Annotated in this window: 18 protein-coding genes; 9 read left to right on the top strand and 9 right to left on the bottom strand. The window is 52.3% G+C overall.

Annotated elements, in window-relative coordinates:
- From A3842_RS32830 to pepT, 5 genes are all read left to right on the top strand, one after another.
- On the top strand, positions 1 to 219 hold a 219-nt coding region (locus A3842_RS32830; RefSeq protein WP_218618641.1), incomplete at its 5' end, for a hypothetical protein.
- Between the two features lie 111 nt (positions 220 to 330).
- On the top strand, positions 331 to 1,344 hold the full coding sequence (locus tag A3842_RS01240) for an LLM class flavin-dependent oxidoreductase (RefSeq protein WP_256701403.1): 1,014 nt from the start codon (positions 331 to 333) through the stop codon (positions 1,342 to 1,344).
- 482 nt (positions 1,345 to 1,826) lie between these two features.
- Positions 1,827 to 2,786, top strand: coding sequence for a hypothetical protein (locus A3842_RS01235; protein WP_074100156.1), 960 nt, complete (start codon positions 1,827 to 1,829; stop codon positions 2,784 to 2,786).
- 31 nt (positions 2,787 to 2,817) lie between these two features.
- Positions 2,818 to 3,489 carry a sortase gene (locus A3842_RS01230; RefSeq protein ID WP_074100155.1) on the top strand — a complete coding sequence of 224 codons (672 nt, stop codon included), beginning with the start codon at positions 2,818 to 2,820 and terminating at the stop codon, positions 3,487 to 3,489.
- Positions 3,490 to 3,548: 59 nt separating this feature from the next.
- The gene (gene pepT / locus A3842_RS01225) at positions 3,549 to 4,781 is read left to right on the top strand and encodes a peptidase T (protein WP_074100154.1); all 1,233 of its coding nucleotides are present in this window, start codon (positions 3,549 to 3,551) and stop codon (positions 4,779 to 4,781) included.
- Positions 4,782 to 4,840: 59 nt separating this feature from the next.
- On the opposite strand, the gene A3842_RS01220 is transcribed toward pepT, so the two are convergent.
- From A3842_RS01220 to A3842_RS33680, 4 genes are all read right to left on the bottom strand, one after another.
- Positions 4,841 to 5,281 carry a winged helix-turn-helix transcriptional regulator gene (locus tag A3842_RS01220; RefSeq protein ID WP_074088432.1) on the bottom strand — a complete coding sequence of 147 codons (441 nt, stop codon included), beginning with the start codon at positions 5,279 to 5,281 and terminating at the stop codon, positions 4,841 to 4,843.
- Between the two features lie 154 nt (positions 5,282 to 5,435).
- Positions 5,436 to 6,572: an NADH-dependent flavin oxidoreductase gene (locus tag A3842_RS01215; RefSeq protein ID WP_074100153.1), complete on the bottom strand. Its 1,137-nt coding sequence runs from the start codon at positions 6,570 to 6,572 to the stop codon at positions 5,436 to 5,438.
- Between the two features lie 175 nt (positions 6,573 to 6,747).
- Positions 6,748 to 7,122, bottom strand: a complete 375-nt coding sequence (locus A3842_RS01210) for a winged helix-turn-helix transcriptional regulator (RefSeq protein WP_074100152.1) — start codon at positions 7,120 to 7,122, stop codon at positions 6,748 to 6,750.
- A gap of 141 nt (positions 7,123 to 7,263) precedes the next feature.
- Positions 7,264 to 7,791, bottom strand: a complete 528-nt coding sequence (locus A3842_RS33680; protein ID WP_178382272.1) for a carbohydrate ABC transporter permease — start codon at positions 7,789 to 7,791, stop codon at positions 7,264 to 7,266.
- Between the two features lie 236 nt (positions 7,792 to 8,027).
- Here A3842_RS33680 and A3842_RS33110 point away from each other — a divergent pair, with 236 nt between their 5' ends.
- The 3 genes from A3842_RS33110 to A3842_RS01190 are packed head-to-tail and all read left to right on the top strand — an operon-like array spanning position 8,028 to position 10,705.
- Positions 8,028 to 9,065, top strand: a complete 1,038-nt coding sequence (locus tag A3842_RS33110) for a hypothetical protein (RefSeq protein ID WP_074100151.1) — start codon at positions 8,028 to 8,030, stop codon at positions 9,063 to 9,065.
- Between the two features lie 47 nt (positions 9,066 to 9,112).
- On the top strand, positions 9,113 to 10,333 hold the full coding sequence (locus A3842_RS01195) for a heparinase II/III domain-containing protein (protein WP_305953360.1): 1,221 nt from the start codon (positions 9,113 to 9,115) through the stop codon (positions 10,331 to 10,333).
- A gap of 51 nt (positions 10,334 to 10,384) precedes the next feature.
- A complete protein-coding gene (locus A3842_RS01190) occupies positions 10,385 to 10,705 on the top strand; it encodes a cupin domain-containing protein (RefSeq protein WP_074100149.1) in 321 nt (106 codons plus the stop codon).
- Positions 10,706 to 10,795: 90 nt separating this feature from the next.
- On the opposite strand, the gene hxlB is transcribed toward A3842_RS01190, so the two are convergent.
- A complete protein-coding gene (gene hxlB, locus A3842_RS01185) occupies positions 10,796 to 11,353 on the bottom strand; it encodes a 6-phospho-3-hexuloisomerase (RefSeq protein ID WP_074088425.1) in 558 nt (185 codons plus the stop codon).
- Positions 11,354 to 11,360: 7 nt separating this feature from the next.
- Complete coding sequence (hxlA, locus tag A3842_RS01180) at positions 11,361 to 11,993, bottom strand: 3-hexulose-6-phosphate synthase (protein WP_074088424.1); 633 nt, start codon at positions 11,991 to 11,993, stop codon at positions 11,361 to 11,363.
- Between the two features lie 208 nt (positions 11,994 to 12,201).
- Here hxlA and A3842_RS01175 point away from each other — a divergent pair, with 208 nt between their 5' ends.
- Positions 12,202 to 13,650, top strand: coding sequence for an MATE family efflux transporter (locus A3842_RS01175; RefSeq protein ID WP_371915973.1), 1,449 nt, complete (start codon positions 12,202 to 12,204; stop codon positions 13,648 to 13,650).
- A gap of 122 nt (positions 13,651 to 13,772) precedes the next feature.
- Here A3842_RS01175 and A3842_RS01170 read toward each other — a convergent pair whose 3' ends face one another.
- The 3 genes from A3842_RS01170 to A3842_RS01160 all read right to left on the bottom strand — a co-directional run bounded on the left by A3842_RS01170 (position 13,773) and on the right by A3842_RS01160 (position 17,712).
- The gene (locus A3842_RS01170; protein WP_074100147.1) at positions 13,773 to 15,110 is read right to left on the bottom strand and encodes an extracellular solute-binding protein; all 1,338 of its coding nucleotides are present in this window, start codon (positions 15,108 to 15,110) and stop codon (positions 13,773 to 13,775) included.
- Between the two features lie 111 nt (positions 15,111 to 15,221).
- On the bottom strand, positions 15,222 to 16,022 hold the full coding sequence (locus A3842_RS01165; protein WP_074088421.1) for a response regulator transcription factor: 801 nt from the start codon (positions 16,020 to 16,022) through the stop codon (positions 15,222 to 15,224).
- Entirely contained in the window at positions 16,006 to 17,712 is a 1,707-nt protein-coding gene (locus A3842_RS01160) for a cache domain-containing sensor histidine kinase (RefSeq protein WP_083607146.1), read from the bottom strand. Before A3842_RS01160 ends, A3842_RS01165 begins: the two co-directional genes overlap by 17 nt.
- Positions 17,713 to 17,928 lie beyond the last annotated feature (216 nt).

The following is a 17,928-nucleotide window of genomic DNA, read 5'->3' as shown; positions in this document are numbered from 1 at the left end:
TCCTTATATTTCTCGCTGAAACGGATACCATCCTTAAAAGGACGGCGAAGCCGTTTTTACTTAGAAAAGCTTTTCAAAGCGATTATAGCAGGGGTTTCCATAATTGACAACAGTTTTTTTAAGCGCTTTCATTGTTGGCGTTTAGGCAATGCAGAATTCATTTCGTCTCATGGCCACCCTTGGAAAAAGAGGGATTCGCAGCAAACTTCCGGACACTAGCTTACTTAAAGTGTGTAAATAATTTATTTTCATGTTATAATTGCCGGGTAGATCATTTCCATGCTGCAAATACTGGTTATTAATAGAAGCATCCATTTGGGAGGGATATTCGTGAAAAAACTGCAGGACATTCCGTTTTCCGTGCTGGATCTGGCTCCTATTGTGGAGGGTGGAACGGCGGCGGATTCTTTTCATAACACGCTTGATCTGGCCCGTCATGCCGAAGGTTGGGGGTATCACCGCTATTGGCTCGCAGAGCATCATAACATGCCTGGAATTGCCAGCTCTGCTACCTCCCTTGTCATCGGCCATGTTGCCGCAGGCACCAAGAGCATTCGGGTAGGTTCGGGAGGCATTATGCTCAGTAACCATGCGCCGCTCATGATTGCCGAGCAATTCGGAACACTTGAATCGCTGTATCCCGGCCGGATCGACCTGGGACTGGGCAGAGCTCCCGGTTCCGATCAGGCTGCTGCCCGGGCCATGCGCCGCAGCCTTGGCAGTGACGGCAGTGAATTCCCTGAGCAGCTCAGTGAGCTCAGAGCCTACTTTAATCCGGACGGAGCCGGCTCACGGCCGCTTGGTGTCCGCGCAGTTCCAGGTGAAGGCCTGAATGTGCCGATCTGGCTGCTAGGCTCCAGCGGCTTCAGTGCCCAGCTCGCAGGCCAGCTTGGTCTGCCATTTGCTTTTGCCAGCCACTTCGCACCCGATTATCTGCTGCCGGCCCTTCATCTGTACCGCACCAGCTTCAAGCCGTCAGAGACGCTGGATAAGCCGCATGTCATGGTGGGGCTTGGAATTACGGCGGCCGCAACCACAGAGCAGGCTCGTTGGCTTGCGACTTCGCAGCAGCAGCAATTTCTCAATATTATCCGCGGCCGGACCGGCAAGCTCCAGCCTCCAGTAGACAGCATGGAGGGACTGTGGTCTCCTCAGGAAAAGGCTATGCTGCTCAGCAAGCAGCTCTACTCCATCGCAGGAGATCAAACCTCGATTAAGGAAAGACTGCTGCAAATCGTAGAAGAAACCCAGGCCGATGAATTCATCGTGGCCTCGCAGATTTATGACCACTCTGCACGCTTGCATTCCTATGAGCTTGTTGCCGAACTGGTGAAGGAAAGCTAAACTATCTGAAGCGGGTTTAGATAAATCATATTCAGAATCAAAAAGAGAAGGCAGCGTATTGTTGCTTTCTCTTTTTTGACGTATTGGAAACAACACACCCGCTGATGTTGAATGGACTACCACAATCGTTCTTTATAAAAAACACAAATATTCTTTAATCCAGAGAAATAAACAGAAATCGGAAGCTATCTTTAAATATTCATCTATTTATCCTAACTTTTGATCCTATAAGACCAATATACATCCTAATTCCCGTTTTTACTTATCTGAAATTTTGATTATACTGATATTATTCGTTATAACGAACATACATAATTCCTTAACAACCTAGACACTTCCCTTTATCGCTTTATACATGTAGTGGTTCTTCAAAAAACCACTCTTTTCGACAAGGTATATGCAAATAGTGAGAATAAAGCGGAGTTTATGCCGAATGTCTGCGGGTAGCAAGGCTGAGCTTCCAGAAAGAAAGGAGCGGGCAAGTGAAGAGAAAATACCACAGGGCAATTATTGGCGTCTATATTCTGATCGTTCTGGCCGGGGTTGTCTGGCATGCCGGGGGCGCAAGTGCAGAGGACACGATAAAGCTTACAGTGAATTCACACACAACCAGTATGGCGAAGATGAACAATATGCAGCCGGGGGATGTCACCTCCTCTGACTATACCGTGATTAATGAAGGTAATGAGCCATTCAATTACTATGTAGACTTCAAATTTATGTCCGGGGACAAGGAATTGTACAATATCCTGCAAATGACCCTGCAAAAAGAGGGAGTCATCCTCTATTCCGGGGTAATGAGCGAGGCGGAGGGGCGGGTGGCAGTAGGAACACTGTCTGGTGGAGCCCAAGAGGCCATTCAAATGGATGTAACTTTTCCATATGAGGCTGGTAATGAATATCAGGCGAAAACAACCAGTGTAGCCTTCATATTCTCCGCTTCCGGTGAGCCGAATCCTTCGGCTACGCCTAGTGCCACACCTTCGGCTTCTGCTACTCCGAATCCGTCGGCTGCGCCTAGTACCATACCTTCGGCTTCTGCTACTCCGAATCCGACAGACGGCCCGACCGCTGCGCCAACCGCCAGCTCGGTGCCGGGAACAATTGTTACACCTGCTGCTTCACCTGCAGCAACAGCTTCACCGGGTTCAAATGAAGCTACGGTCACCGACCCGCCGGTTCCACTGGGCGGCAATAACAGCAGCAGCGGAAGTCCACCATCGGCTTCACCGGGAACCGGCAATACAGGAACCGGCAATGAAGCAACATCATCACCGGATCCTGGAGTGACACTAGGGGATGATGAGCTTCCGCTCGGGGGACCAGACGGCGGCGAGAAGCTGCCGGACACTGCAGAACCCTGGTATAACCTGATTCTGATCAGCTTGGCGGTAGCAATTGTGAGCATAATTATCTTACGTAGACTAAGCTCGAAGAAGTAAACCCATTTCAACACAGGCTGGAGGCGAGAGTATGAAGAAGCATTCGGGGCTGGCCATTGCCGTGAAGCTGATCTTCGTACTCTCTTTGTGTATCATGCTCTATTCGGCCTTCCAAATCTTCCGGGCCCCCGCCGAGGCTCGCCAGGCACTGCAGGAATGGGAGAAAAAGAGGGAGGAAGCTCCCATTATATCCCAGTCCAATGATGAAACACCCCTGCCTGACGGCATGATCAGTCCATCGGAAACAAAAAGCACCTCAAAACCCATCTACAAGAAGGGCGAAATTATCGGAGAGATCTATCTGCCCAAACTGGATAAACGGATTGCCATTCTGGAAGGCACGCAGCGGCCACAGCTTAAAAAAGGGGCTGGGCATGATATAGGGAGCGCCCCGCCCGGTACATTGGGCAACAGTGTGGTGGCCGGCCATCGTGACACGGTGTTCCGGGGGCTAGGCACTTTGAAGAAGGGTGATCTAATCGAGGTTGAAACTGTGGGCGGAAAATTCATTTACAGCATTACCGGCAGTACGATTGTAGACGGTGACGCAAGAGGTGTAATCAAGCAGCAGAACAGCGAAGCAGTGCTTACTCTGATTACCTGCTATCCGTTTACCTATATCGGCCCGGCACCAGACCGCTATCTGCTCTCAGCCACTCTGCTCCGCAAAGAGCCGGTTTCCCCATCTGGCGACAAGGGATGAGACATTGTATGGAAAGTGATACTATAGATATACGATGAGATAGAGGAGATGACCTGTTAATGAAAGAAAAGCTGATCGAACGGTTTGTTTCGTATGCCCAAATGGATACCCAATCGAATGATGACAATGAAGCCTGTCCTTCCACACCGGGGCAGATGGACCTGGCCCACAAGCTGGTAGCAGAGCTTCAGGAGCTGGGACTTGTGGAGGTTACAGTGGACGAGCATGCCTATGTCATGGCTACCCTGCCTGCCAACACCCAAAAGCAAGTTCCCACAATCGGTTTCCTGGCACATCTGGATACTGCGACTGATTTCACCGGAGCGGGTGTGAAGCCGCAGATTATCGAGAACTACGATGGCAAGGATATTGTCCTGAATGAAGCATTGGGCGTTGTGCTCTCCACGCAGAGCTTCCCGGAGCTGCCTGAATACAAAGGCCACACGCTGATCACAACCGATGGCACCACCCTGCTGGGGGCAGACAATAAAGCGGGAATCGCTGAGATTATGACCGCCATGGCCTACCTGCTGGAGCATCCGGAAATCAAGCATGGCAAGATCAGAGTGGCTTTTACCCCTGATGAGGAAATTGGACGCGGGCCGCATAAATTCGATGTTGCGCGCTTCGGGGCTTCCCATGCCTATACGGTGGACGGTGGACCGCTCGGGGAATTGGAATACGAAAGCTTCAATGCTGCCGGTGTCAAAATCAGCTTCCACGGTGTAAACGTGCATCCCGGAACTGCCAAAGGCAAGATGATTCATTCGTCCAAAATCGCCATGGCGTTCCACCTCCGACTGCCATCCGGCGAAGCGCCGGAATTCACTGAGGGCTATGAGGGCTTTTACCATTTGATCTCCATGTCGGGTACAGCGGAGCACAGCAAGCTGCAGTATATCATCCGTGACTTTGACCGAGAGGCCTTCGAGAACCGCAAGGCGTATATCGCAGCGATTGTTGAGGAATTCCAGTCTACCTACGGAGCAGAGAATGTAGTTCTGGAAATGAAGGATCAATATTATAATATGCGTGAAAAAATCGAGCCAGTGCGGCATATTGTCGATATCGCCCAGGAAGCCATGGAGAACCTTGGTATTACTCCAGTGATCCGCCCGATCCGCGGTGGCACCGACGGTTCGCAGCTGTCGTATATGGGGCTGCCGACACCGAATATTTTCACTGGTGGCGAGAATTTCCATGGAAAATTCGAGTATGCCTCCGTGGATGTAATGCTAAAGGCCGTGCAGGTCATTGTCGAGATCGCCAAGCTGACTGAGCAGAAGGCCTAACGGCTTAGGTGCAGTGGGTACACACCCCCTTATATGTAACAATATCCCCGGCAGGAGCATTAGCTCCTAGCCGGGGATATTTGTTTAGGCTCTGCCTGCGGTTCTGCAGCCGGAGAAGCAGAGGCTGGCAATTCAGGCAGCCCGGGATGCTCCCTGAAGAGTTCCTGGCGGTAAGTTTCACCCCAGCTTTTGATATTCAGAAGGGCTGTCTCCAGGCCTCGGCCACAGTCCGTCAAGGAGTATTCCACCTTCCGCGGGGCCTGCGGATACACCTTTCGATGAACAAGTCCTGCACGCTCCATGTCTCTGAGCTGAAGAGTCAGCATCCGCTGGGTGATGTCCGGGCAGAGCCTGCGGATTTCGTTGAATCGCTTAGTTCCGCTGATTAGATGATAGAGAAGAATCCCCTTCCACTTCCCGCTGATCAGTTCAAGCGTGCTTTGAAGGGATTCCGGGTATTCATTTGAAGTAGATGCTCCGCTGCTCCGCTGTACATTCATTAGGTGTGATCCCCTTTGCCCAAATTATGTATATCGCCAATAAATATGATTGTATCACACATCCCTTGGAATCTACGCAAATAACCTCTCACTGCCCTGATGAAGCAGCAGCGAGAGGTTATGAGCAGCATATTTCATTCAGCTGGCGGTCTTCTTAAGACTTCACTGGAATCCAGCCAGGAGTATGGGTCAGAGCACCCCACAGCGGATCGGGGATGACAAGTGTGCTCTGTGCAGTAGTGTCCAGCTCCGTACGGATCTCATCGGCACGGCCTTCAGCAACCTTCTGCACCCAGTCCGGTTCAATCAGCAGCGGACGGCCCAGCGCCACCAGACGGATTCCGCTGGTCAGGCCCTTCAGCGCATCATCTGCGCTGTAGAGCGAACCGACGCCAATCACCGGCAGTCCGCTGCCCGCGCGGTCAACGATCTGTTCAATCCGCGGGCGGCTGTCTTCGGTTCCGCGCCGCGGCAGCGACCAGAGTTCCTGCAGCGAGGCATGGAGATAATCCAGCCCTTCTTCCTTCAGCGCATCGATCAGTACGAAGGATTCGGCCATTGTAATTCCAGGCGTCTCCGGTTCCTCAGGAGAAAAACGGTAGCCGACAAGAAACGGCGATGATGCATGTTCTTTCACTGCACTTTTTACTGCGCGCAGAACGGCCAGCGGGAAGGCCAGGCGTTTCTGCACATCTCCACCCCAACGGTCTTCACGCGTGTTGGAATGCGGAGAGAAGAACTGCTGCAGCAGATAACCATTTGCTCCATGAATCTCCACACCGTCAAATCCGGCTTCAATCGCACGGCGGGTAGCCGCACCAAAGTCGGCGATGATCCCTTCGATTTCTTCATCGGTCAGCGCACGGGGAACAGGTCCATGTCCGCCGCCGGGAAGCTCTGACGGCACATTGCTTGCGCTGACGGGCTGTCCGTCAGGCAGCTGCGCCGGCGGGCATTGGCGTCCGCCGTGGAAAATCTGCAGAACCGCCTTTGCGCCCTCACCCTTTATGGCTTCAGCCAGCTGACGCAGGCTGGGAATCAGCTCATCACGGTCAGCACCGAACTCACCTGCGAATCCCTTGCCTCCACGCGATACGTATACACAGGCGGTAATCACCATTCCTGCTCCTTTGGAGCGGCGGATGTAATAATCAAGCTCCGGTCCGGATACCGTCCCATCCTCATTCGAGGAGAAGTTGGTCATAGGTGCCATTACTACGCGGTTTTTCAACGAAATCCCGCTTGCGAACTGGAATGATTCAAGCAACGGACTGTAATCTGTTTTTAACATCTTCTGTAATCCCTCCAATATAGTTTATATACCGAATACCGAATATCTAATATCTTTTAGTAAGCTTCATACTTAGTGTAATCTAGTTGGGCACAAAAAGAAAGCACGCACATTTATGTAACGTACTTTCCTTGCAGATACTATCGATATGAGCATAGAAATTTCTATTCCATTGCTATCTCTCGCCTGGAGGGATGTCCTTCCAGATTACATTCTCTCCGTAGTTTTTGCCCCAGTCATACATCATATGCAACACAGGAAGCAGGCTTTGCCCGTACTCCGTCAATGAATATTCCACTCTCGGCGGAACCTCGGCATACATTTGTCTGAATACAAGCTGATCCTCTTCCAGCTCACGGAGCTGGTTGGTCAGCATTTTCTGTGTAATATGGGGAATCAGCTTCTTCAGCTCGCTGAAGCGTTTGGTCCCTTCCAGGCCCAGATGCCACAGAATAATCAGCTTCCACTTCCCGCCAATGACAGCAAGCGTAAGCTCCTTCTCGCAGTTGATTTCCTTCAGGTTAATGCGGTCCTTAATCTCCGTTGCCAATTGAAGCAGCTCCCTTCCTTCTTAATCATACTACAGAACACCCGGGAGACGCACATGACCGCGGGGAAGTCAAATCCCGCTCCATATACGCACACAGACCGCCGGCTTGTAAGCAGGCGGTTTGTGTGCGTTCCTTCTATTTTACTTGTCAGCTAATGATCCCTGCAGACTGACCGCGCTGAAATCCGGCTGTGCTGCAATATCGGTGTCGCCCGCAGCTTTGGCTTTTTCCAGTGCTGCATTGTAGCGGGTATTCAAATCCTGGAGCTCCTTGTCCAGATCATCGCCGGCAAAAATAAATTTGTTGAAGACATCGACTTTTTTCATTCCTTCGAGACGTCCTTGGGAGAAGAAATAATCCCGGAGCAGCTGCCGCCCCTTCAGTGCACGGTTGAGGACAACGGCCAGTACAAAGGACAACGGCAAAGTAATCAGCAGCTTGCCGCCAGCATAGATGAAGGTGTTGACCACCGACTGCCAGAATTCCTTGTCCCGGAACAGGCGCTCGAAATTATCCAGTCCGATGAACAGCGGTTCGCCAAAGCCCTGGTAATCATAGAACATGTACTTTAGAGCCCAAAAGATGGGATACACTCCAAAAATCAGCGTCAAAATCAGGCTGGGAGCAACGGAGGTCCAGGCGTTAATTTGACGTTTCGATTCATTCATTTATTGTTCCTCCTGTCATTGGTCTATGCATCTGTCCTTAATGATAATTCGCTCCGTTCATAACGGTTAGGGAGAAAGCGACTGCCCTTGGGGGAGAATTTCACTTTTTCAGTTGCTTTGTCCCCCTTTCTTCCCTTTGTTTATCCATCCCGCCCTTAGTGAAAGCACGGCTATACTAATAAAAGAAAGGGACGCCAGCGAATCATGACAACTTTACAAGGAGGTCTGAACTACCGATGAATTCAGCACACGGCGGCGGTGCCGGGGCCCGCATCGGCGGCCTGCGACTGACTCATTCCCAGCTTGGTTTGCCCATTGCACTGGCGAATGGCGGCTTGCAGTATGCTCTGTCGGGATGGTGCCAGGAGCCGGGTAGCGGCAGTAATGTTTATCTGGAGCAAATGCCAGGGGGCCGGAGTGGTCTTCAGCCTTCGGGCGTGACTCCGGCGGGAAGTGTTCCGGATGAGGATGTGCAGTGTATCCGGATAAGCAATACGGCGGAATCTGAAATGACAGTCCTGCGTTATGAGGAGCTCATCCCTGTACGCGAAGGGGATCATTACAGCATGCAAACAGCACTCAGCCTGGAGTCGCCTCTGAGCGGAGGAATCCGCGCCGAGGTCCGTTTCCTGAATGCTGCGAAGCAGCCGCTGGGACCGGAACTGCTCTCCCCCACTTTTAACCAGCCCACGCTGACCAATTGGGTGTACCAGCTTGAGTCAACGGGTGCAGACGCCAATATGTATATGATCTCAGGCGAAAGCAGATTTGCGGAACAAGCCAAGCAAAAGCTGCTGTACATGCTGGCAGACATGCAGGTAGGCATGGATATTTTCCGCAGAGACGGCTGGCATGACGATGATACCTACGGTGCGGTGCTTATCGGGAGAGGGCTTGCTGCTGCCTCGGTCATCTATGATCAGATAGCTGGCAGCAGTGTTCTCCTTCCCGAGGAGAAGTCTCAGCTTCTCGCCCACTTCCGCTACATTGCCGCAATGATGATGGATACCGGCTACTACCGGTTCGATCTGGAGACCTTCCCGGACGAGAAGGGCGCAAACGCAGCAACTGGAATGCGGACCGGGCGACCGGTCTGGGCGTGTATGCCCTCCTCTTCCCGCAGGAGGAACAGAGCGGAGCCTATCTTGATCATGCCCTCTCTGTCATCGACTGGCAGCTCGCGGAAGTGGTGGACCCAGACGGCGCTTGGCCGGAGAACATCCGCTACCACGGGGCCGTGCTGCACCGCTATTTTCTCTTTTTCGTCCTGCTGAAGTGCTTGAAGGGCGTTGATTATTTCAAGCATGACAAGGTAAAGGGCATGTACCGCTTCCTTATGGGCACGGTGACTGCGGCAGATACCCTTCAGGGCGGCGTTTCCGGCCCCCCGGTTCTGCTTACACCGGCTGTTGGTGATGCCAATGTACAGGAGAAGTGGTTTCGCCTACTCGGCTATGCGGCTCCATTCTATACGGAGGAAGACCCGCAGCTTGCCGGGGAAATGATCTGGACCTGGAAGCGCGGCGGTGCACCCGTGGAGGATAACGGAGCATATCCCCTGCCTCTGGTCGCTCTACTGTATCCACAGCCGAACCTCCCGGAGCAGCAGCCCGCTCTCGGCTCCGTACATTATCCCGATATCGGCTATGTCATCTTCCGCAGCGGGGAGCAGAATCTGCAGCATTATGCGATCTACGAGGCTTCGCCGCTGACTTACCATGCTCATCACGATGAGGGGCATTTCTCCATCTGGGCGAACGGGGTTTCGGTAACACTCGATTCCGGAACAGGGGGCTATTATAACGGAGACCGGCACTGGTATGTATCCGGCGCAGCCCATAATGTTGTCCAATTTGATGATAAATCCGGAAGATTCGCCAACGGCCCGCTGCGAAGCAACTGCAAGGAGGTCCGGTTTTCGGAGGAACTGGATTATGTAAGAAGCCGCATTCCAGATGCTAATGCCAGGGAGTATGAGCGTAATTTTGTATTCATTAAGGCAGGCTTTGATGTGTATCTGGTCTGGGACCGAATCGAGGGGGCGGCAGACAGCGTATGGAATCTGCATACACTTAGTACAAGGGCGGAAATAACAGAGCAATGCATTGATGCAGCATGCCTCAGCAGCATGCGGATGAGCGCACATATTGCCGAGCCTGTACGCCCGGTCATCACCATGCGCGAAGGGGCCTTAGGCGGGAATTATCCGCTCGCAGCACAGCAGCATTTCCGCGTGTACGGCGGTAACAGCGACTATGTAATTCTGCTGCATCCCCGGATAGAAGACAGCCCCTCCTTGCAGCTGGAGCATCTCGATTATGGAGAGGCAGCCGAAGGTGTGCGCTTGTACAAGATCACCCGGTCGGACGGCGCGTGGTTTATCGCCGCCATCAACGGTACCGGGCAGAGCCGTCATATTACGGTCCCGGACCTTGGACCACTCAGACTGCTTGGAGAGCCTGAGACAGCAGAGCCAGGACAGCCTGAGCCAATGGGACTGAGACTTGAGGCAGGCAGGATTCACATCGCCATGCCTCGATAAGCGGCAAATCCGGGTAATACACACATTAAATAGATGGAGGAAGATTAGAACATGAGCAATCTTGGAGTATGGGAACCGGCAGAGCCTGGAGTCAAACGCTGTATTTTGAATGCGGCAGCAAGTCTGATGATGATGGAGGTTCATTTCGAAAAAGGGGCCGAGGGCTATGAGCACAGCCATCCCCACGAGCAGATGAGCTACTGTCTGCGTGGAAGCTTTGTGTTCCGTATTGACGGCATGGAGCACATTGTTAGCGCAGGCCAAAGTATTGCCATACCGGCAAATGCCAAACATGGCGTAACAGCCTTGGAGGCAGAATCAGCGCTGCTCGATGCCTTCACACCTATCCGCGAGGATTTGCTTAAGCGCTAGAGGGGCAGGCCGTAAGATAGATCAAGAATCTGCCAGCTGTACACAATCAAACACCGCCTATCCGGATTCTTTGGACAGGCGGTGTTATTTTCATTCCAGATTGGCGTGGTTGCCGAACATCCGGGTGGAGGTCTGGCCGGTCTCTTCCATCATCCGCAGAATCACGGCATCGTAAAAGAGCAGCAGGGTCTGTTCAAACAGTGAAGCCATCGGCTGGATGGTGATATGACCTCCGTCCGTCTGTTCCTTGGGTGCACCCGGCAGCTTGACGGTTTGATCAGCCAGCCGGCCAATGGATGACTCCGGGGAAATCGTTACAGCCACAACGGCGGCTCCCGCTGCCTTAGCTTTGCCGGCCATGGTCAAGAGGCTGGCCGTCTCGCCGGAACCGGAGCCCAGCACCAGCACATCTCCCGGCCCGATCCCCGGTGTTACCGTTTCACCGACCACGTAGGCTTCCTTACCGGTGTGCATCAGCCGCATCGCGAAGGCCCGGCCCATAAGACCAGAGCGGCCGGCACCGGCGACGAAGACCTTGCCGGAGCGCAGCAGCAGCGCTGCCAGCTGCTCGGCCTCCGCTGTCTCAAGCTGTCCGACCGAACGCTGCAGCTCATTCACTATCTCCTGTGCATAGCTAACAGTATCCATAAAGGGATTAGGCCTGGCTGACCAGGCGCTTCATTTCCGCCGCCGCAGCCTTCTGATCGCTTTCACCGGTAATGCCGCCGCCAACGATCACCAGATCGGGGCCGGCTGCAATCACTTCAGGCAGCGTGCCCAGCTTGATGCCCCCGGCAATTGCCGTTTTGGCCTGCTTCACTACACTCTTGATGGCCTGCAGATCAGCGAAGGAGTTTTTGCCTTCAGCCTGATGGTCATACCCGGAATGCACACAGACATAATCCACACCAAGCGCGTCCACTTCGGCCGCTCTTCCCTTGATATCCTTGACGTTGATCAGGTCCACAAGAATCTCACGGCCGCTTTTCTTGGCTTCCTCTACAGCCCCTTTAATCGTTGAGTCATCGGACACACCAAGTACGGTCACGATATCCGCGCCTGCTTCAGCCGCCTTCATCACCTCGTACCCGCCGGCATCCATAATTTTCAGATCTGCCAATACGGTCAATGCTGGAAAAGCTTCCTTCATCGCCTTCACCGCATGCAGGCCCTCATTAATAACAATCGGTGTTCCAATCTCCACAATATCTATGAATTCGGCTACCTCCGAGACAATATCCTTCGCCCCTTCAATATTTACAAGGTCCAGCGCCAATTGCAGCTTCATCTATTCGACTCCTTTTAATATATTTTAGTAAGTGCTTCACCTATTGTAGGTGCATAGATTCATTAAGGGAAGTAGGCACTTTGCCGTGTTGTAGTTACTCCAAGGATACTATTGTGCCTGGTAAAGGTCTGCTTAACGGGAGTGGTCCAGGAAACTCATGTTGGTTTTTTCAGAATTTTCGTAAATGTACTGCATTTTCATAAAAGCTGTGCTAACATACACCTTGTTTACAGCTGACAGGCAGCAAGAAATAACTAAAAGAAGGTGTGTAATGAACCAAACGAAACACCAGGAGTTTAATTTGATTAAGCTGACCTGGCCTATATTTCTCGAACTGTTCCTGTTTATGCTTATGGGAAGTGTGGATACGTTCATGATCAGCTCGGTATCGGATGATGCGGTGTCCGGTGTAGGCGCAGCCAATCAAATTATTACTATGGCTATCCTCGTGCTGAGCGTAATCGGCAACGGTGCAGCCATTGTCGTGTCCCAGTATCTCGGATCGAGGAGGCCCAAAGAGGCCGCAGAGATCACCGGCAATGCCATAACATTAAATCTGGCCGTAGGCATTATTCTCAGTACAGCTCTGCTGTTCTTCGGAGGCTCGCTGCTGGGCGCGCTGAATGTCACAGGGGACATTCTCGTACACGCCAAGGTCTATATCCATATCGTCGGAGGCGGGATTTTCCTGCAGGCGCTGCTGAATGCCCTGGCAACGACCATCCGCACACACGGCTTTACCAAGCAGACCATGATGGTCTCCCTGCTGATGAATCTCATTCACGTAGCCGGTAATTATCTGCTGATCTTTGGACATTTCGGCCTGCCTGCGCTGGGTGTGCAAGGAGCAGCAATTTCCACGGTAGCCAGCCGTCTCATTTGCCTGATTCTCTTCTTCCTGCTGCTCTACAGAATTATGGAGGTGCGGGTAAAATGGACGTATTACATTCATCTTTCCAAAAAATATGTCATGCAAATTCTCAAAATCGGTATCCCGTCCGCGTTTGAATCGGTGATCTATCAATCCTGCCAGCTGATTTTCACCCTATATATTACGTATCTGGGCGCCGAAGCTATGGCTACCCGCCAATATGCGCTGAATATCTCCAGCTACATCTTCTTATTCAGCGTTGCTGTATCTATGGGAACCTCCATTATTGTAGGACATCTCGTCGGAGCAGGGCGGCCGGAGGAAGCTTACAAGCGGGTGTTCAACAGTGCAAAATGGGCGCTGCTCGTCACGGTGATTATTGATGCTGCCGTCATTTTCTTCCGTATTCCGCTGATGGGTCTATTTACAGATAATATGAGTATCGTCACCATGGGTGCCCAGGTTATTCTGCTCAGTATCTTCCTGGAGACCGGACGAACCTGCAACCTGGTCATTATCAACTCCTTGCGCGCCTCGGGCGATGCCAAATTCCCTGTCTATATGGGTCTTATATCGATGGTCTGCATCAGTCTGCCGCTCGGCTATGTCCTGGTATTCCAGATGCATCTGGGCCTGGCCGGGGTCTGGCTGGCTACCGCCTTTGATGAATGGCTTCGGGCGGTCATCATGTATTTCCGCTGGAAGAGCCGGGCTTGGGAAAAGCATGGCCTGATTGGGCACGAGTCTTCGGAGGCTGCTGTCCCTTCGGCCGCACCGGCACACTGAGTTCTACTAGTTCTCCGATGATGATTTCTTTTCAAAAAAATGGGATGCCCCGTAAGCCTTGATCCGGCTGCGGGACATCCCATTGTGCTTTTTGACGACCATTTGCTATCAAATGAAACGGCTCAAGTTCCTTTCTCCACCGCTTCTTTATGCTTGGCTGCGAACTGCTCCGGCGTTACTGCCTTGCCGAACAGTGCCTGAATCATATCCAGGTGGACCTGAGCGGCATTCGGCTTCATCTGCACATCCGCAAACAAAGTAATGCTGCTCGCATGATTGAGCTCGTTCAGCAAATCCACATACAACTGAGGCAGCTCGGAATTCGAGGTATCTACTTTGGTCGCCGGAATAACACCCGCCGTCGTTACAGAATCCTCGCCCCATTTGGATACGAAGTACTCGACGAAGGCTTTGGCTTCTTCCTTCACCTTGGAGGATTCAGCTATGAATAGGCCGACACCGGGACCGCCCACCCAGCTGTTGATATTTCCTTTTCCCCCATCCACGGTAGGGAACTTGAAGAACCCAACCTTGTCCTTAAATACCTGCGGGATATCCGGGTTGGTAGTAAAGTTGGGCAGCTCCCATGTTCCTGTCAGATACATAGCCGCTTTTTCATTCACGAACTCCGACTTGCCCTCCTCGTTCGACAATCCGTTGAAGCCCCTATTAAAAGCGTTCATGTCCACCAGAGTCTGCACTTCAGCCGCAGCCTTGATCAATCCCGGGTTAGCGAATGAACCTGAACCATCGGTTGCTTTCTTCAGGGTGTCGCTTCCCGCGATCCGGTCGGCCAGATACATATACCACAATGAGCCGGTCCAGCGGTCTTTGTTGCCCAAGGCGATAGAAGTTACTCCGTTATACGAGAGTATTCTCACAATTTGCTTGAATTCCTTATACGTGGTTGGAACCCGCAGACTGTATTTGGAAAAGATATCCTTGTTATAGTAAATAGGCGAGATGTTCAGCTCGATGGGCAGGGCATAAGTCTTGCCGTCCACTGCATAAGCTTCCGTAGTGCCGGCTACAAATTTGTCCTTCAGCTGCTCCCCGTACAGGATATCATCCAGCGGAGCGAACAATCCGCCCTTCACGTAAGGCTCCATGAAGCCTGCGGCCCAAGTAATGCCGACATCCGGCAGCTCGTTTGCGGCAGACAGCACCTTCAGCTTGTTCTTATACTGCTCATTCTCCAGCACTTCCTGCTTGATCGTGACGTTCGGATGCTCCTTCTGGTAATCGTCTATGATCTGTCCAACCAGTTTATTCTGCTGTGCCGAGCTGTCCGCCGGCCATAAATGCATCATCTTGAGGGTAACCTTTTGCGCCGGCGCGTCACCTGGTGTCTGGGACGCAGGGCTGGTCCCGGCTGAATTGCCCCCCCAACCGCAGCCCGGCAGAACGAGTGCCAGCATAAACGTCAATATCAGGCTTGGGGTTATTGTGTTCCTCCGCATTCCTATAACCTCCATGATTTGTTGTGCGGGCGAATGTAATCGTTCTCATACACACTCTAGCATCGCGGCCGGAGGACTATAAGATCACGCTCATTGGGTATAATTCCACTTTTATTGGATTTCGCTGTGCTCATCCTTCATTTGTTGGCGGTAGCGGCTTGGACTGATGTCTTCCAGGGACTTGAACACTTTGATAAAATATTTATCCGTGCGGTAGCCTACGCGCTCTCCGATCTCACCAATCGGCAGGCGCGTCTGCAACAGCAGCTCCTTGGCACGCTGAATTCGGATACGCGACAAATATTCGCTGAACGATACGCCAACCTGCTCTTTGAATAGCACGCTGAAGTAGCTGGCATTCAAGTGAATCAAGCCGGCTACTTCAGACAGGGTCAGCTGCTCGTGCAGATGCTGCTCTACATAGGCCAAGGCTTCCTTCACCGGTTCCCCCATTCCCGCCGTATCCGGATCGATCTCCATCAGCTTGTGATCCACCAGCTTCTCCAGCTTCTCGTGGCGCTGCTGCTCTTCTTCCTGCTTCAAAGCCGTCTCCACAACTTCTAGCAGTTCTCCCTTGTCCAGCGGTTTAAGCAGATAATTGAATGCTCCAAGCCTCAGTGCCTGCTGCACATATTCAAACTCAGCGTAGCCGGAGATGACAATAATGACCGGCTTCCGGGCTTCTCCCTTCAGGGAGCGGATCAGGTCCAGTCCACTGACCTCAGGCATGCGGACATCGGTAATCAGCAAATGCACACGTCCATGCTGCAGCCGTTCACGCGCGTCAATTCCGTTATCAGCCGTTTCTATGATGTAGCGGCCAGCCGCCCACACCTCCAGCGTCTGCCGGATGCCCTGCCGTGTTCTCGGTTCATCATCTACGATCAGTATTGTCCTATTGCCCAGATTCATAAGTATGTCCTCCATCATTCGGAATTTCAAAAGTGATCACCGTTCCCTCGGAACGGTTACTCTCAATGCGCATTCCCTCCATCTCCGTGCCTTCCGCTCTATAGTACAGCTTCAGACGCCGCTGGACATTTACAAGCCCTATTCCCGTACCCTTAGAAGAGATAGATGGACCGCCTTCCAGTGCAACGTATAATGACTTTAAGGTGTCGGAATCCATTCCCGGGCCGTCGTCCTGTATCGATATCCGGGTCCAGCCTTCACGCGTGGAGGGGGTGACAATAACACTGACTGCTCCGTTCCCTACCCGGCCCTCCACTCCGTGGAGAATCGCATTCTCGACGATCGGCTGAATAAGCAGCTTTGGCACAGGTACGGCCGCCTCAGGAAGCTCAAGCTGAATATTCCAGGACAGGCGGTCCCCCATCCGCATCTCCATAATTTTCAGATAACGCTTCACCTGCTCCATCTCTTCCCCAAGTGTAACCCATTCATCGGAGCTCGAATTTCCGATAATGTACCGGAACAGCCTGGACATGATAACCACAAGCCCGGCCAGCTCTTCTTCACCCTTCTCCTCAAGCGACCAGTTGAATGCCTCCAGCGTATTAAACAGGAAATGCGGGTTAATCTGCGCCTGCAGCGCCTTTAGCTCCGTACGGCTCTGCAGTACTTCTTTTTCATATACCACACGGATCAGATCATTCATATTGGCAATCATGCCATTGTACGTATAATTCAATTCCCTTAATTCCATTGTGGATACCGACTCTGAATTAGGGGTCAGAACCCCGAGTCTGGATTTACGCATTGCCCGAATCAGATGGATAATCGGCCTGGTAATCATCGTAGACAGCACAAAAGACAACAATAAAAACAGCAGCGTGCCGATTCCTCCCGAAACCAGTAATACCGTTCTAAGAATTGAGATACCTTTGGTAACATAGCTTACTGGAGTGAGTACCAGCAGTGTCCAGTTGGTCTTGTCCGAGCGCAGCTTCACCTGCACATATTCCTTATCCTGAAAGCTGACCGTCTGGTCCTCGCTGGCAAGCAGCGGCAACAGCTCGGGCTTAGGCTCCTCACTGCCCCCGAGCAGTTGGCCTTCATCATTCACCAGCAGCACAGATTCGCCCCCGTCGCTGCCGGACAGCGGGTCATCGAGCTGGAAGTAGCTGCGCTGGATACGCGCGATTAAATAGCCGCCCCGTGAGAACCAGCGGTCCATCAGACTCACCTGGCGGATGGCCAGAAGACTCCCATCGTCATTGGGATCAACGCCGATCCAGACCAGCCTGCCCTTTTGAGTATTGGCTTCAGTGATGTAAGGATTGCTGATTCTTGTGCCCAGGCTGCCTTCCTTGATCGGGAACAGCAGCCGGTAATCCGCCGTATACAGTTCCAGAGAACCCACACTCGGCATATAGGCCTGGTAGCTGGAGACAATCTGCAGCAGAGACTGCCGCTGGTTAAAAGACACGGATTTGCCGTTCAGCTCTTCCGTCAGCAGCTGCTGAACGGTCGGGTGATTCGCTACCTGCTCCGTCAGGCTGTCGATCTGGTCAATCAGCGCATCCAGCCTCCCGTTAGCTTGCACCGCAGTCTGCTGGATGTGCCGCTCTGCATTATTTTTCAGCAAAAACGAGACCCTGTTATACACAAATGCCCCGGACACAGCAATAATCACCAGCATAACCAGCAGAAACCCAATGAATATTTGATTGCGCAGCGTATTTAGTTCCTTTATTTTCCCATACACACAGGATTCCCTCTTTCACGTGGCAGCGTTTCCAACCTTATTCTCCAAAAGTTTCACCAATTGTCAAGAACAAATGCCGCCCTCCGCCAGACGCACCAAAAAAACCCTTAAGCAGTTTCCCTTGGCAAGGGTTCTGTTAAGGGCCTTATT

Origin of the sequence: Paenibacillus sp. P3E (assembly GCF_001909045.1) — a bacterium.
Classification (GTDB): domain Bacteria; phylum Bacillota; class Bacilli; order Paenibacillales; family Paenibacillaceae; genus Paenibacillus_AQ; species Paenibacillus_AQ helianthi.
This window is presented reverse-complemented; position numbering and strand designations above follow the sequence as displayed.